This is a genomic window from Dyella sp. (assembly GCF_036568765.1).
In the GTDB taxonomy this organism is placed as follows: Bacteria; Pseudomonadota; Gammaproteobacteria; order Xanthomonadales; family Rhodanobacteraceae; genus GSA-30.
Map to the genome: position 1 here is coordinate 1 of NZ_DATCRY010000076.1, position 15,765 is coordinate 15,765.

A 15,765-nucleotide genomic window follows, 5' to 3' on the forward strand; every position below is an offset into this window, starting at 1 on the left:
TCCTGGAACAGTTCGTCCGCCACATGCCGATCGTGCGCGGCACGCAGCAGGAACCGGTAGAGCATGCCGCGATGACGCGCATACAAGGCCTCGAAGGCGGCAACGTCGCCTTGCGCATAGGCCAGCATCAGCGTTGCATCCTCGTCCACGGCGACATCCATGGGCCAGAGGTTACGAGAAAGCGCATGGCCTGCGCCAGACGCCGATCAAGGGATCGTCGGCCCCGGTTCGGGATGGCGAAAATCCCTCGGTGCCAGCGATCGGATCAGGCGGAAGACGCCCTCGTGCACCTTGCGCGGCATCACCACGTCCAGCACCGTGGTCTCGTGCGGCCCAAGCAAGTCGAGCAGGTCGTCGGCGGGATGCGTTTGCGCGATGGCATGGTGTACCAGTCCTTCGAGGTCGACTGGTTGTATCAGCGCACCATAGGGCCGGTGTGCATCGAGCGCCGCGCGCAGCGTCTTGCGGCTGTTGCGCGGGTCGCCGATACGCTCGCTACCAGCCAGCACGGCATGATTGAGGAACAGGGCGATGACATGCCTGGCATGCGAATGCGCCTGGCGGTCGAGCATGAAACCTTGCGGCATCCAGTCAGGATTCGACGGAGTGCCCGCCTGTAACAGGAACCGCGCATCGGTCAGTGGCTCGTCCGTTTCGTCGGTCAGCCGTACCAGCAACAAGCTGCACGGATCGTGGATGTGCAAGCGCGGCGGAAACGGCCCCGCCGGCTCGAATTCCACCCGGTCGCGATCGCGTGCGGCGTTTTCGACAGCGAATGCGTCGCATAGCTCGGCATAGCTGTTCCGATCGAATACGCGCAGGCAACGCAATATCGCATCGATGGTCGGCGTCGTCGCCGCTGCCATGATGCCGTGCCGCTCGCCCGAATGAGCCGCGCCGGCGATCAGCTTGAACGCGCTGCGCGGCGCACGCCTCACATTCAAGCTCAACGTATCGGGATTTTCAGCGCGTCCCTTGCTCAGCACGGCATGTCGCGCATTCAAATTGGCCGCAGCGATGCGTACGACGCCATCCGAGCCGTCCTCGCCCGTATAGCTGTTGATGTGGTCGTACATGGCACGGTCGGGCCGGTCGCCGGTAAGTACGAACAGAAACTGTCCCGCATCGGCCGGATCGTCGCCATGGATATGGTCGAGGTTCAACGACAGCGACTCGGTGCTACCCAGTTCGAGCCAGTCGAGTATGCGCCGGCCGGGTTCGATGCCTTGGAACCAGGCTTGGAGCCGGCTTACGGAGCTCTTGCCCAACTGAGCAAGGGCGGAGCCGAAATTGGCTGGCGCCAGCATCACCAGGTGACTGAGCCTTATCGTGCTGTGTATGGCCGGCCGCTCGCGCTGAGCGCGCAGCCATTCGCGCACCAGCGGCCCGCCGGTGGAATGGGTGATACAGGCGAACTGGGCATCGTGCAGATGCAATTCGCGCAAGGCGCGATCGAAGCCGCGCACCAGGTCGGCCATGGTCACTGCATCGTCGAAGCTCACATACTCCGACAGCCACAGGTCGGCGATGCGCAAGGGCAGGCCTTCGGCGGCGGCGCGTTGTTGCAGGCGTGCGGGCAGGTCGCCATAGGTGGATGTGTGGGTAACACTCCATCCGTGCACGAAAACCAGCGTGGTCATGAAAAGCGATCCGTCGGTTAAGCTTTGGGGAGGACTTCAGGGAGATTTGTCATGATATTGGGCCTATGTGTCCTCTTGTTGTGCATGGGTTTGCTATTGCGTCGTTGGCGTCGCCGTCGCAGCGGTACCTTGGCGATTGGCGCGGCCGTGGTGTTCCTGGTGCTGACTGGCTGTGGGCCGCTGAGCCGATGGATGCTGCACGACCTGCAGGACGCCTACGTCACGCGCGAGCCGGTGACATGGTCAGAGCGCAACGCCATCGTCCTGCTTGCGGCCGGCTCCGAACGTCTCCCGGATGAGCAGATCGAACCGACGCTGTTTGCCTATGGGCGCATCGCCACGGCGCTGGCGATGTATCGCGATTGCCACGCCAGCGGACACGATTGCAAGCTGCTCGTCACTGGCGGCGATCCGCAACGTCACGGTACCGCCGAAGCGGTGGTCTACGGTCGGTTGCTGGAAAGGATGGGGGTTCCAGTGAGCGACCAGATCGTCGAATCGCGCAGCAACAGCACCTGGCAGAACGCGCAATTCAGCAGGCCTCTGCTGGAAAGCTATCGACCGGGGCGTATCTGGCTGGTGACCTCGGGAATCCACATGCGCCGGAGTCTGCTTTACTTCGATCATTTCGGCATTCGCCCGCAGCCGGTGCGCGGGGACTACGTTCATGCTTCATGGGGTGTATGGCCGTCGACCTGGAATGTCGCACTGGCCGATGCGGCCTTGCATGAGTATCTGGGGATCGCGCGTTATCGGGTTTACAACATGCTGGGGATGAATGCGCCAAGAAGCCCCGCACTCGCTACAGAAAAGTAGCCAGCACTCCCTCCCTGTTCGCAGGGGAGGGAGCAAAAGCGCTCAACTCTCCCGCATCACCATTAACCGCAGTTCGCTCATATCCTCGATCGCATAACGCACACCTTCGCGTCCCGCACCCGATAACTTCAGGCCGCCATAGGGCATGTTATCCACGCGAAAGCTCGGGATGTCGTTGACGATCACGCCGCCTTGTTCCAGCTCGTCCCAGGCGCGCATCGCATGCGCCAGGCTGTCGGTAAAAATACCGGCCTGCAGTCCATAGTCCGAATCGTTGACCATCGCTACCGCTTCATCGAAGCGCTTGAACGGTGCCAGCAAGGCAAAGGGACCGAATGCTTCGAGCCGGTTGACCTTGGCATCGGTCGGCACGTCCTCCATCAGCGTCGCCTCCAGCATCGCGCCCTTGCGCTTGCCACCGCAAAGCAGCTTGGCTCCGCGCTTGCCGGCCTCGTCGATCCACCTCTGCAAACGCTCGGCCGCCGCCTCATCGATCATCGGTCCGATAAATACATCCTTTTTCTTTGGATCGCCTGCCTTGAGCTTGCGCGTGGCGGCAACCAGCTTGCGCTTCAAGGCCTCGTAGATCGACGCATGCGCATAAATGCGCTGGACACTGATGCAGCTCTGCCCGGACTGATAAAACGCCCCGAAGATCAGGCGGTCGACGACGCGATCGAGCTTGGACCCTTGGTCGGCATCGATAATGCACGCCGCATTACCGCCCAACTCCAGGGTCACCTTCTTGTTGCCCGCCTTGGTCTTCAAATCCCAGCCGATCTGGCTGCCGGTGAACGACAACAACTTGAAACGCGGGTCTTCGACCAGCGGCGAGGCGTGCTTGCCATCCAGCGTGAGGATCGAGAACGCCCCCTTGGGCAGATCGGTCTCGGCCAATACCTCACCGATGATCAATGAGCCGATCGGCGTGCGCTCGGCCGGCTTGAGCACGAACGGGCAGCCGGCCGCGATTGCCGGTGCCACTTTGTGCGCCACCAGGTTGAGCGGGAAATTGAATGGCGTGATAAACGATACAGGCCCCACCGGTACGCGCTTGGTGTAGCCGTGATAGCCGTTCAAGCGCTCGGCGATTTCCAGATTGATGGTCTCGCCGTTGATTCGCACGGCTTCTTCAGCCGCGATGCGGAACGTCTCGATCAGCCGGGTGACTTCACCGTCGGCATCCTTGATCGGCTTGCCGGCCTCCACGCAAAGGGCATAAGCCAGCTCCTCACGGCGCTCGATGAAGCGATCGACACAATGTTGCAGCACGGCCTGCCGCGCCCACGGTTTGAACTGGCGCATCGGTACGGTTGCCTTGACCGCGGCAACAATGGCCTTTTCTACCGCGTCGGCATCCGGCACGGCCACGCGGGTGGCACGCTTGCCGGTGTACTTGTCCACCACGTCCATACTTTCTTTGGACGTCTGCGGCTTGTTTGCCAGGTAGTACGGGTAACTCTTGGCCAGCATAAAAAGCTCCGGATCGCAAAAGTCGCGTTGCAGGATGCCGTCAGTCGCGTGTCGTGGGTGTGAGATCGTCGACGACGCGCAGAGGCAGTTCGCCGTCGGCCAGGCGCGCGCGCAAAGGCGTTGAAGGGGCGACACCGGCGGCCGAGCGCACGACGCGCCCTTGGGCATCGAAAAGAATGGCGTAGCCGCGTTCGAGCGTGGCCAGCGGACTGACCGCATGCAGTGTGCCGCCGGCACGGTCGAGTGCGTGGTGGCGACGTTCGAGTACCGCGGCGATAGCGCGGCGCAAGCGCAAGTCCTGCTCAGCCAGACGCCGTTGCAAAAGGGGAAGGCGCTGCCGCGGATGACATGCGAGCAGGCGCGCATGCAGCCGTTCCAGCCGATGCAGGCGACGCTGGCCACCGTCGCGCTGCGTCGCGTGCAAGCGGCGCAACAGATGCGTCAGGCGCTCCAGGTCGCGTGCCAGCCTTGCTTGCGGTCGTTGCGCCTGCAAGCGTGCATGCAGATGATCGGTACGCTGGCCCAGTGTGTGCAGCCGCCGTTCCTGCAAGGACACCAGGCGTTGTTGCATCTGGCGTAAATGGCGCAGGCTGGCCCCGCGATCGGGTACCAGCAGCTCGGCAGCCGCCGAAGGTGTCGGTGCACGCAAGTCGGCGACAAAGTCGGCAATCGAAAAATCCACTTCGTGGCCCACCGCCGAGACCACCGGTGTGGCGCTGGCGTGGATCGCGCGTGCCACCCCTTCGTCGTTGAACGCCCACAGGTCTTCCAGCGAACCGCCACCGCGGGTCAGCAGGAGCACATCATAGCGAGCGCTCTGCGATGCCTTGCGCAACATCGCCGCGATCGCCGGCGGTGCTTCGCGCCCTTGAACCGGGACGGGCAGCACCTCCACGTCGACCAGCGGCCAGCGTCGTGCGAGCACGCTGAGCACGTCGCGGATCGCCGCGCCGGTTGCCGACGTGATGACACCGATGCGTTTGGCGTAGTGGGGCAGGGGGCGCTTGCGTTCCGGGTCGAACAGGCCCTCGGCTCCAAGCTGCGCCTTGAGCCGCTCGAACTCGCGCCGCAGCGCGCCTTCACCGGCCGGTTCCATCTGCTCGGCAACCAGTTGGAACTCGCCGCGCGGTTCGTACAATCCCACGCGTGCACGCAACAGCACATGCATGCCATCGACGGGCTTGAAGGTGAGCCGCGCGGTTTTGGGGCGGAACATCGCGCAGCGGACCTGTGCCTGGCTGTCCTTCAGGGTGAAATAAAGATGGCCGGACGCCGGCCGCGCCACGTTCGACAGCTCACCTTCGATCCAGACCAGCGGCAGGGCATCTTCCAGCAGCCCGCGCACCAGCCGGTTCAGGGAGCTGGGGGTCAGGATCTGCCGGGGCGGCGGACCGCCCTGGTCGTCGAAGTCATCGGGGCTGCGCATGAAAGCGCGAGATTAACACGATCCCAGGTGGGCTTCAGGTCTTTCTCGACAGTGGCTTACGGCTATTCCTTAAAGCATTGTCTTCACGGGGATTCGTCCGCTTCCTGCATGCGTCGCCGGTGCCGCCGCCGCATGCGCCACGTGCGAATGCCCAGGTTCAGTGCGAACCAGGCGGCAAAAAGGCCGACGGGCCAGCCGATGGCCGCAGGCCACAGGATCCCGACAATGGCCAGCGTGGTCAGCGCCAGGGTGCCGACCAGCAAAGGGCCGGTTTCGGTATCGCCCAGCACGCGCCGGTTGCTCAAGGCCGCGCTGACGCTATTGGCCAGTCGCAAGGCGCCGGCAGCGGCCCGGCTGGAACTGCCGGCGCGATCGCCGGGACGGCGGCGCGGTCGCGGCTCGCTGCGGCGCACGCCCTCGCCGGCACGTCGGCGCCGCGGTGCCAGTACGATCTCGGTCGCATTACCCAGGTCACGTTCGTATTGCTCGGCCAGCAGCTGGGCAAAGTCGGCATCTTCCACCGCGACATCGATCTCGCGATTGTTCAGCCAACTGGCGATATTGAGATTGGACGAACCCACGCGCGCCCATCGCCCATCGGCTACCGCGGTCTTGGCGTGCAACATCGAGCCGTTCCACTCGAATACACGGATACCGGCCTTGAGCAAGGGGCGATAGCTCGAGCGCGACATGCCCGCTACGACGGGAATATCGCTGCTGCCTGGCACTAGCAACCGGACATCCACGCCATCGAGTGCCGCCGCGGCCAGTGCCTGTACATAAGGCGCCACGCCGACGAAGTAGGCGTCCGTCAACCAGAGCGTCTTGCGCGCCATCGCCGCGACCTGCTGATCGAGGCGATACATGCCTGCTGTCGCCGGCTGGGTCGCGATCACGCGCAACTCTACCTTGCCGGCCTCGGGTATCTCGAACGGTTCGGTTTCGGACAAGGGCGTGCCCATGCTGCGCCAGCTATCGGCGAAAGCCGCTTCCAGCTCGGCGACCGCCGGGCCGTGCAACATCACGCCGGTATCTCGCCACGGCTCGCTGCCACGCTTGGGGTCGCCCAGCCATTTGGCGCTGATACACACACCCGAGAGCGAACCGACACGACCATCGACGACCAGCAACTTGCGATGGTCGCGGCTGATCCAGGCGAGCGGCTCGCCCAGCCGGGGCGGATTGAACACCCGCACCTGACCGCCGGCGTCTCGCAAGGGAGCCCAGAAGCGCGAACGCGATTGCCCCAGGCAGCCCATCCAGTCGGCGATGACCGCCACCCGCACGCCTTGTCGTGCGCGCTCGACCAATGCATCGCGAAACGCGCGACCGACATCGTCGTCGCGGACGATGTAGTTCTCCAGATAGATACGTTCGCGCGCCTTGCCGATCGTCCCGAGCCACGCATCGAAATGCGCCCGGGCATCGATCAACAGTTCGATGGCGTTCCCGCCGAGCAAGGGTGCACCGGCTGCGCGGCTGAGTGCCTGCTCGGCAAGCAGGCGTTGGTTGGAAGACATCGAGGCTGACATAGGGCTGAGTGTAGGTGACGGGAGGGTATGCGCAATGTCTCCGGCTTCTGTCATGATCGCCGCCATGCCGATCAGCCATCGCCATACGGATGCGGAGCTGTGTGCGCTGGACATCATGGCGCGTCTGGGCTCGACCCTGCGCATTGCCGCGCCCTTGGGCCTGGGTAAGCCGCATGGGTTACTCAATGCCCTGTATCGACTGACCGCTGCCGACACGTCTTGTTCGATGCGCTTGTATACGGCGCTTTCACTGGCACGCCCACGGCCCGCGTCGGGATGGGAGGCGCGGTTCCTGCAACCCTTTCTGGATCGTCATTTCGGCGAGGATTACGAAGACCCGCTTTATGCGCTCGACCAGGCGCGCGACGCCTTGCCCGGCAACGTCGCGGTGCACGAGTTCTACATGCAGTCCGGGGCGTTGCTGCATGCCGATAGCGCCCAGCGCGACTACATCAGCCAGAACTATACCCATGTCGCACGCGATCTGGTCGAACAGGAAATCAACCTGCTGGTACAACTAGTGGCGCGACGCGACACGCCCGATGGTCCGCGCTACAGCCTGTCGTGCAATCCCGACCTGACCCTGGATTTTCTCGATCGGGTCAAGGCTTCGGGCAAGACACGTCCGCTTTGCGTGGCCGTCGTGCATCCGCAACTCCCCTATCTGGGTGGCGATGCGGAAGTCGGTGCGGATTTCTTCGATGTCGAACTGGTACCGCCGCAGTCGCCACGTCTTTTCGCCGTGCCGCGCGCACCGGTGGATGTCATTGAATACGCGATAGGCCTGCATGCCAGCGCCCTGGTCAAGGATGACGGTTGCCTGCAGATCGGCATCGGTGCTTTGTCCGATGCCCTGGTCAAGGCCTTGCTGCTGCGGCAGCAGGAGAACGTGCCATGGCGCCGTGCCCTGGTGGCACTGGATGCTTCGCGCGGTACGCATAAGCTGGCCGCGCGTGGCGGTGGTCTGGCGCCATTCGTCAAAGGTTTGTACGGCGCCAGCGAAATGGTCATGGACGGTTTCATGCAATTGGCCCGTGCCGGCATCCTCAAGCGCCGTGCCTGGGACACCCTGGCACTCGAACGCGCCGCTGCGGAAGGGCGGTTGGATGCGAACACCCCGGGTGGGCACTATCTGCGTGGCGCGTTTTTCCTCGGCTCGCGCGAATTGTATGAATGGCTGCACGCCACCGAAGCAAAGGATCCCGACGCGATCGACATGTGCCGGGTGAGCAACGTCAACCAGCTCTATGGCGATCATCAGGCACTGGCGACCTTGCAGCGGCGCGGCGCGCGTTTCTTCAATACCAGCATGATGGCGACCTTGCTCGGTTCGGCGATTTCCGACGGACTCGACGACGGCCATGTGGTCAGCGGTGTAGGCGGACAATACAACTTCGTCGCGATGGCGCACGAACTGCCCGAAGGGCGCTCCATCCTGATGCTGCGTTCCACGCGCACGGTGCGTGGTGCCGTGCAATCCAATATCCGCTGGAACTACGGGCACACCACCATACCCCGCCATCTGCGCGACATCTTCATCACCGAGTATGGCGTAGCCGATCTGCGCGGCAAGACCGATAGCGAATGCATCGAAGCCATGCTCGCCATCACCGATGCCCGGTTTATCGACGCGCTTTGCGCGGAGGCCAAGGCCAACGGCAAGCTCGCCGCCGATTTCCAGCCACCGGCCAATTGGCGGCGCAACACGCCCGAGCAATTGCGCGAAGCATTGACGCCCCTGATCCGCAAAGGCTCATTGCCGCGGTTTCCCTTCGGATCGGATTTCACCGACGTCGAGCAGCGCTTGCTGGTTGCGCTCGGTTGGCTTAAAGAGGCCAGCGTCGGTTTGCGTGGCAAGTTCGAGCTGTTACGGGCTGCGCTGCGTCCGGGCGAGGTAGTGGACGGTGAGGACGAGGCCTTGCAGCGCATGGGCCTGGCCGATGCCCATGGGTTCAAGGATCGCTTGCAGCGGCGCTTGCTGCTGGCCGCTTTGCGCCGAAACGGAGTTGTAGCCCCCGCCGCCAAATAGGCACCCCCTAACGCGTCGTCCCAGCGAACCCCGCAAAAGGGGGCGTCATGCCGGGACCCGGCGACTTTCCACCGGTAACGGCGACAGGCACCGGATCCTGTCTTCCGCCGGGACGACGAAGAGCAGGGGGGGCGACCAAAGCGCTCCAGCTCGCTCGTTGGCCGTCATGAACCCGCCCAAGGCATGAAGTATCCTTGGAGGTATCCCAAGCCGCCTTTTCGGTGGCCCCCAAGCTTTCTGGTTCCCTACATGAGCGTGATCGAACAGCCTTCCTCCTCCCGGGCAGCCATCGCCGCCCCCATGCCGCGCCGTCCCAGCGTCGGCGTGCAGATCGGCAAAGTCATCGTCGGCGGCGGCGCGCCGATCGTGGTGCAGTCGATGACCAATACCGACACCGAGGATCCGGCCAGCACCGCCAAGCAGATTGCCGAACTGGCCCGCGCCGGCTCCGAGCTGGTGCGCATCACGGTCAACACGCCGGCGGCTGCCGCGGCGGTGCCGCGCATTCGCGAGCGCCTGGACATGATGGGCGTGAACGTGCCGATCATCGGCGACTTCCACTATAACGGCCATCAATTGCTCGAAGGCGAACCGGCCTGTGCCGAGGCCTTGGCAAAGTACCGCATCAATCCCGGCAACGTCGGTTTCGGCAAGAAGAAGGACAGCCAGTTCGCTGCGATCGTCGAAAAGGCCATCCAGTACAACAAGCCCGTACGCATCGGCGCCAACTGGGGTTCGCTCGACCAGAGCATGGTCGCTACCTTGATGGACGAAAATGCCCATCGCGCCGAGCCGTGGGATGCCGCGCATGTGGCACGCGAGGCGTTGATCCGCTCCGCGCTGGATTCGGCCATTCGCGCCGAAGAGATCGGCTTGCCGCGCGACCGTATCATCCTTTCCTGCAAGGTCTCCGGGGTGCAGGAACTTATCGCGGTCTATCGCGACCTGGCCTCGCGCTGCAATTACGCGCTGCACTTGGGGCTGACCGAAGCGGGCATGGGCTCCAAGGGCATTACCGCCTCCAGCGCCGCGCTGGCCGTGCTGATGCAGGAAGGCATCGGCGACACCATCCGTATTTCGCTGACGCCCGAGCCCGGCGCGCCGCGCACTGGGGAGGTCGTCGTGGCGCAGGAACTGCTGCAGACCATGGGCTTGCGTGCGTTTACGCCACTGGTTACGGCCTGCCCAGGCTGCGGCCGCACCACCAGTGAATTCTTCCAGGAACTGGCCAAGACGGTGCAGGAGCACGTACGCGAAAAAATGCCCGAGTGGCGCGTAAAGTACGACGGCGTAGAAAACCTCACCCTCGCGGTGATGGGTTGCGTCGTCAACGGCCCGGGCGAATCCAAGCACGCCAACATCGGCATCTCGTTGCCGGGTAATGGCGAAGCGCCGTCGGCACCGGTATTCATCGATGGCGAGAAGGCCATGACTCTGCGTGGCGAGCGCATCGCCGAAGAGTTTGTCGACATTCTCGATAATTACGTCGCGCGCAAATATGCCGCGCGTGGCGCGTGATCTGCAGGAGCGAACAGAGAGGAGTAGGGAGTGAGTAAAAGCCCGCACACGTGCGAGCCTTCTTTTATTTCCTCACTCCTCTCCCTCGCTTCTCAAAGTCAGGCAGCCGGACGCCATCCTCATGACCCATACCGACACCCACGAACAGACCATCGTCGATGTCTGGCAAGGCCACGCCGAGCCCTGGACACGCGCGGTACGCGAAGGCCGCATCGAAAGTCGGCGTCTGGTCACGGATGCGGCGATCGTTCGTGCGGTGCTTGCGCTTGCTCCGCATAGCGCACTCGATATCGGTTGCGGCGAAGGCTGGCTGGCGCGCTGCCTCGCCGAAGAAGGTATCCGGCCAACCGGTGTCGACATGGTGCCGGAACTGATCGAAGCGGCCCGCGCGCACGGCGGCGACTTCCGCACGCTTTCCTACGCGGAACTGGCCCAGGGTGCCTTGGGCGACGCGCGCTTCGACGTGGCTGTCTGCAACTTCTCCTTGCTTGGCAAGCAATCGGTCGACGAACTGCTCAAGGCGATGCCCGTCCTGCTCCATGCTGGCGGTTCGCTGGTTGTGCAGACCCTGCATCCTTGCGCCATCGCCGAAGGCGTATATGGCGATGGTTGGCGCGAAGGTTCCTGGGTCGGCTGCGGTGAGGGTTTCGGACAGGCCGCCCCGTGGTACTTCCGTACCTTTGCCGGCTGGCAGGCCACGTTTGCAGCCGCCGGGCTGTTCATCTCAGGCCTGGATGAGCCCGTTCATCCGCACACAGGCCGTCCCGTATCGATCGTCTTCACACTTCGAGCACATATTTAAGTTTTTTTCGACCTTGCCGGTCTCGCACAACGTTCAAGAATGAGGTATGAAGCAGCTACGGCCTCGTGTTGCAGGGGGCGGTAGCGTGCGCCTATGGCGTCCGACAGGGGAGCTGCAGCCGAGGAGATCAGCGTGAGGATCAAGCCGCAGCTACGTATTGCGTTGATTTACGTCATCGTGTCAGTGCTCTGGATCTGGTTATCCGACCGGATCCTGGTAGGCATATTGCACGATGAGCAGGCGCTCTACCTGGCGATGATCGTCAAGGGCTGGATCTTCGTCATCTGTACCGGCGTGCTCATCTATTGGCTGGTGGCGCGGGATCTCAAGCGAATGGATCGCGTCAACGAGCGGCTACGCGACGGGCATCTGCAAACCTTGCGCGTACTGGTTTCGGCGATGGATATCCGCCATAAGGAAACCGGCGATCATTCCGAGCGCGTCATGCGTATGGCGACCGGCTTGGCCAGGCTTGCCGGCATGCGCGGTCAGGCGTTGCGCAACCTGCGCTTCGGCGCATTGCTGCACGACATCGGCAAACTGGCTTTGCCCGACAGCGTATTGATCAAGCCCGGCCCACTCGATCCGGAAGAAATGTCGATCATGCGCACCCATACGCGCGTCGGCCATGACATGCTCCGGCAGATCGAGTTTTTGCGCGATGCCACCGATATTCCGTTTTCGCATCATGAGCGTTGGGACGGCAACGGTTATCCGCGTGGCTTGCGCGGCGAGATGATTCCCTTGGCCGCGCGCGTTTTCAGTGTGGTGGACGTATGGGATGCGCTCAGCCACCCGCGCGTCTACAAGCCGGCCTGGCCCCAGGACGAAGTGCTCGATTACCTGCACAAAGTCGCTGGCAGTCAGCTCGATCCGCAATTGGTCAAGCTATTCCTGGCCAACTACGACGAACTGGTGGCGTTGGGCGAGAACGAAGAGCCCGAAGCGGTGCTCTTGCGCTGATCAGTCGGCAATCAACCCTTCGCGTTGCAATTGCGACATCAGACGCGGGGTATACGCCGCCCAGCTCCCCGGTTGTCCCGGCAGGTGATTGAGCTGCGCCACCATGCGCAGGAATTGCGCGCGCGGGTATTCCACTGCGCCCATGCTGAGCAGGTGCGGGTTGGTCACCTGAGCGTCGATCAAGGGGAAATCCCAGCCGCGCAGCAAGCGCGCGAGGGCAATCAGGGCGAGTTTGGAACCTCCGCTTTCGCGGCTGAACATCGATTCGCCACAGAACAACCGACCCACGGCGATGCCGTAAATACCCCCCACGAGCTGCTCGTCTTCCCACACTTCCACACTGTGGGCGTCTCCGGACTTGTGAAGGTTTACGTACGCCTGAATCATGGTCGGGATGATCCAGGTGCCGATCTGTCCCGGTCGCGGTGCGGCGCAGGCGTGGACCACTTCGGTGAAGGCGTGATCGACCGTCACCCGCCAATGCCGCCGTGCCAGTAATCGCCGCAAGCTGCGATTGGCGCGCAGCTCGCCGGTATGGAATACGCAGCGCGGATCGGGAGACCACCACAGGATCGGCTCATCGTCGTTGAACCAGGGAAAAATCCCCTGTGAATACGCCGCCAACAAGCGCCGCGCTGACAAATCTCCGCCGAAGGCCAGCAAGCCATTGGGCTCCCGCAGCGCCTCGCGCGGATTCGGAAAGCGTTCCGGCCGTGTGCTGTCAAGTAGTGGCAGAGTGAGGGCTGCGGTCATGGGGTTAGTTAAACCGCTTGCCGCACTGGCTGTAAAGCGGTTCGGTTATGACCGTTCGGCGTATGGACTGTGCTCCAGCAAATCCTGAGCATAGGCATCCATATGCAAGGCCTCGCGCTCCAGTGCCCGGCGCACCGCGTCGCGGAAACCGTTGTCTGCCAGGTAGTGGCGTGAATGCGTACGAACGGGCAGAAAGCCGCGAGCCAGCTTGTGCTCGCCCTGGGCGCCCGGCTCGAAGCGCTGCAAGCCCTGATCGATGGCGTAAGCGATGCCCTGGTAGTAACACAGTTCGAAATGCAGTCCGGGGACATCGACACTCGCGCCCCAGTAGCGGCCATAGAGTGTGTCGCTGCTGCGCACGAACATCGCCATGGCGACGATCGATGCACCATGGCGTGCCATCGACACTTGCACGCGATCGCCGAGCGAACGACCGAGCGCGATGAAGAAATCTTCCGTCAACGCCGCGTGATTGCCCTTGTTGTCGAAAGTGGACAGATACAAGCGATGGATCTGCCGCCATTGTTCGACATCCAGCGTGTCACCGCCACGCATGTCCAGGCGCAAGCCGCTACGCATCACTTGTGCGCGTTCGTTGCGGATATTCTTGCGCTTCTTGTGATTGAGCGCGGCCAGGAAATCGCCGAAATCGGTGTAGCCGCGGTTAGGCCAGTGGAACTGGATATCCGAGCGTGGAAGCCAGTGCTCGTCGAACGCCGGCAAGTCCGCTTCGATCAGAAAATTCGCATGCGCCGAAGAAAGGTTGTAACGATCCGCCTGCGCACGCATCGCCGCGGTCAATGCACGGCGACGCTGGCTCGCCTCGGCACCTTCGCCGACCAGCAGGCGTGCGCCGGTAACCGGCGAGTAGGGCACCGCATTGAGCAACTTCGGATAGTAATCGCCACCGGCGCGCTCCCACGCGTCGGCCCAGCTCCAGTCGAACACGAACTCACCGTGCGAATTGCCCTTGATATACAGCGGTGCTGCGGCGACCAGCTTGCCGTTCTCGTGCACCGCGATGTGATGTGCACGCCAGCCGTAGTCATCGCGAATGCAACCTGTAGCCTCCAGCGCGTAGAGAAACGCGTGCGAGAGGAACGGATTATCGTCCGGGCGCAGCGCATCCCATTCCGAAGCGGGGAGGGCGGCGATGCTGTCGTGGAAATCGATCGAGATCAAGGAGCGAGAAGTGAGTGGAGAGGAGCAAGAAGTGAGTATATGACGGGCCATCTTTGAGGGACTTGCGAGAGGCCGATATTTTTCTGTGGGAGCGACTTCAGTCGCGACGACGGTGCCTCATCGCAAGTTCTTGTCGCGACTGAAGGAGACCTCTAAAAACTGGCTCTTCTGTGGGAGCGACTTTCGTCGCGACAATCGTGCCTTATCGCAAGTCCTTGTCGCGACTGAAGTCGCTCCCACAACGATAGGATCCGCTTTCGCTATATTTGGGCGATTGAGAGGTTTTTAGAGGTTCCCTGAAGTCGCTCCCACAGTATTTGGCTAGCTCACTATGCGGATCAAGGTGCGAGGAGTGCTTTACTAGCTCCTCACTCCTCTCCACTCACTGCTCAAGCCTTCAGGCAACGGGCGTCTGCTGATCCAACCAGCGCTCCGCATCCAGTGCCGCCATGCAACCGAAGCCAGCCGAGGTCACCGCCTGGCGATAAACATGATCGGCCACATCGCCGGCAGCAAACACGCCCGGTACATTGGTCATCGTTGCCATGCCATCCAGGCCCGAGCGGATCTTGATGTATCCGTCGTGCATATCCAGCTGACCGTCGAAAATGCCGGTGTTCGGCGTATGCCCGATCGCCACGAAGAAACCGGTGACATCCAGGTCGCGCGTCGCACTCGTGTTGACATCCTTCACGCGCACGCCCGTCACGCCGGAAGCATCGCCCAGCACTTCGTCCACCGCGTTGTTCCACACCAGCTCGATCTTGCCGGCAGCGGCTTTCTCGAACAGCTTGTCCTGCATGATCTTCTCGGCACGCAGCTTGTCGCGACGATGAATCAGATAAACCTTGCGGCAGATATTGGACAGGTAAAGCGCTTCCTCGACCGCCGTATTGCCGCCGCCGATCACCGCGACATCCTGCTCGCGGAAGAAAAAGCCGTCGCAGGTGGCACAGGCGGACACGCCGCGGCCCTTGTAGTGCTCTTCACTGGCCAGCCCCAGGTACTTGGCGGTGGCACCGGTCGCGATGATCAGCGCATCGGCGGTGTACTCGCCCGAATCGCCCTTCAAGCGGAACGGACGCTGCTTCAAGTCCACCGAATGAATATGGTCGAACACCATTTCCGTGTGGAAGCGCTCGGCATGCTCGGCCATGCGCTGCATCAACTCGGGACCCTGCACACCGTGCACATCGCCCGGCCAGTTATCCACCTCGGTAGTGGTCGTCAGCTGCCCGCCCTGCTGCAGGCCGGTGATCATGGTCGGCTTCAGATTGGCGCGCGCGGCGTACACGGCAGCCGTATATCCGGCGGGGCCGGAGCCCAGGATCAGCAGGCGGCTGTGCTTGGGGGTGCTCATTGTTATAATCCTTAAAGTTTGCTGGCAGCTTGAATCACCATTCGCTCCACCTCCTGCAAAGGTTTCGTAAGACACCGTACCAGGGAGTAGGGAGAACGAGTTTTGAACCCGCAAGGATGGGGAAGACATGCGGCCGATTCAAGGCGCAGGCGGACCTAAACGACTCCGCGACGGCCCCCGTCGCGGTTTTTTGTGTACTGACAGGATCTTCCAATCCCCATGCGTATCGGTATTCCCTCCGAAACCAAGACCCTTGAAGGTCGTGTTGCCC

General features: G+C 62.7%; 12 protein-coding genes. 5 read left to right on the top strand and 7 right to left on the bottom strand.

What is annotated here, in order from left to right; translation table 11 throughout:
- Nucleotides 1–206 precede the first annotated feature (206 nt).
- The gene (locus VIM98_RS05755) at nucleotides 207–1,640 is read right to left on the bottom strand and encodes a phospholipase (RefSeq protein ID WP_331992139.1); all 1,434 of its coding nucleotides are present in this window, start codon (nucleotides 1,638–1,640) and stop codon (nucleotides 207–209) included.
- A 51-nt stretch (nucleotides 1,641–1,691) separates the two neighbouring features.
- On the opposite strand from VIM98_RS05755, the gene VIM98_RS05760 reads away from it, so the two are divergent.
- A complete protein-coding gene (locus VIM98_RS05760; protein WP_331992140.1) occupies nucleotides 1,692–2,456 on the top strand; it encodes a YdcF family protein in 765 nt (254 codons plus the stop codon).
- A gap of 42 nt (nucleotides 2,457–2,498) precedes the next feature.
- On the opposite strand, the gene VIM98_RS05765 is transcribed toward VIM98_RS05760, so the two are convergent.
- From VIM98_RS05765 to VIM98_RS05775, 3 genes are all read right to left on the bottom strand, one after another.
- Nucleotides 2,499–3,929 carry an aldehyde dehydrogenase family protein gene (locus tag VIM98_RS05765; RefSeq protein WP_331992141.1) on the bottom strand — a complete coding sequence of 477 codons (1,431 nt, stop codon included), beginning with the start codon at nucleotides 3,927–3,929 and terminating at the stop codon, nucleotides 2,499–2,501.
- A 40-nt stretch (nucleotides 3,930–3,969) separates the two neighbouring features.
- Nucleotides 3,970–5,355 carry an exodeoxyribonuclease VII large subunit gene (gene xseA, locus VIM98_RS05770; protein ID WP_331992142.1) on the bottom strand — a complete coding sequence of 462 codons (1,386 nt, stop codon included), beginning with the start codon at nucleotides 5,353–5,355 and terminating at the stop codon, nucleotides 3,970–3,972.
- A gap of 83 nt (nucleotides 5,356–5,438) precedes the next feature.
- A complete protein-coding gene (locus VIM98_RS05775) occupies nucleotides 5,439–6,875 on the bottom strand; it encodes a phospholipase D-like domain-containing protein (RefSeq protein ID WP_331992143.1) in 1,437 nt (478 codons plus the stop codon).
- Nucleotides 6,876–6,939: 64 nt separating this feature from the next.
- Here VIM98_RS05775 and VIM98_RS05780 point away from each other — a divergent pair, with 64 nt between their 5' ends.
- From VIM98_RS05780 to VIM98_RS05795, 4 genes are all read left to right on the top strand, one after another.
- Complete coding sequence (locus tag VIM98_RS05780) at nucleotides 6,940–8,916, top strand: acetyl-CoA hydrolase/transferase C-terminal domain-containing protein (RefSeq protein WP_331992150.1); 1,977 nt, start codon at nucleotides 6,940–6,942, stop codon at nucleotides 8,914–8,916.
- Nucleotides 8,917–9,165: 249 nt separating this feature from the next.
- Nucleotides 9,166–10,434, top strand: coding sequence for a flavodoxin-dependent (E)-4-hydroxy-3-methylbut-2-enyl-diphosphate synthase (gene ispG, locus VIM98_RS05785; RefSeq protein ID WP_331992144.1), 1,269 nt, complete (start codon nucleotides 9,166–9,168; stop codon nucleotides 10,432–10,434).
- Nucleotides 10,435–10,555: 121 nt separating this feature from the next.
- The gene (locus tag VIM98_RS05790; RefSeq protein WP_331992145.1) at nucleotides 10,556–11,236 is read left to right on the top strand and encodes a class I SAM-dependent methyltransferase; all 681 of its coding nucleotides are present in this window, start codon (nucleotides 10,556–10,558) and stop codon (nucleotides 11,234–11,236) included.
- Nucleotides 11,237–11,368: 132 nt separating this feature from the next.
- Nucleotides 11,369–12,199: an HD-GYP domain-containing protein gene (locus VIM98_RS05795; RefSeq protein ID WP_331992146.1), complete on the top strand. Its 831-nt coding sequence runs from the start codon at nucleotides 11,369–11,371 to the stop codon at nucleotides 12,197–12,199.
- On the opposite strand, the gene aat is transcribed toward VIM98_RS05795, so the two are convergent.
- From aat to trxB, 3 genes are all read right to left on the bottom strand, one after another.
- Nucleotides 12,200–12,952 carry a leucyl/phenylalanyl-tRNA--protein transferase gene (gene aat / locus VIM98_RS05800; protein ID WP_331992147.1) on the bottom strand — a complete coding sequence of 251 codons (753 nt, stop codon included), beginning with the start codon at nucleotides 12,950–12,952 and terminating at the stop codon, nucleotides 12,200–12,202. It lies immediately after the preceding gene.
- A 45-nt stretch (nucleotides 12,953–12,997) separates the two neighbouring features.
- A complete protein-coding gene (locus VIM98_RS05805; RefSeq protein WP_331992148.1) occupies nucleotides 12,998–14,134 on the bottom strand; it encodes a GNAT family N-acetyltransferase in 1,137 nt (378 codons plus the stop codon).
- A 397-nt stretch (nucleotides 14,135–14,531) separates the two neighbouring features.
- A complete protein-coding gene (gene trxB / locus VIM98_RS05810) occupies nucleotides 14,532–15,494 on the bottom strand; it encodes a thioredoxin-disulfide reductase (protein WP_331992149.1) in 963 nt (320 codons plus the stop codon).
- Between the last annotated feature and the right edge of the window lie 271 nt (nucleotides 15,495–15,765).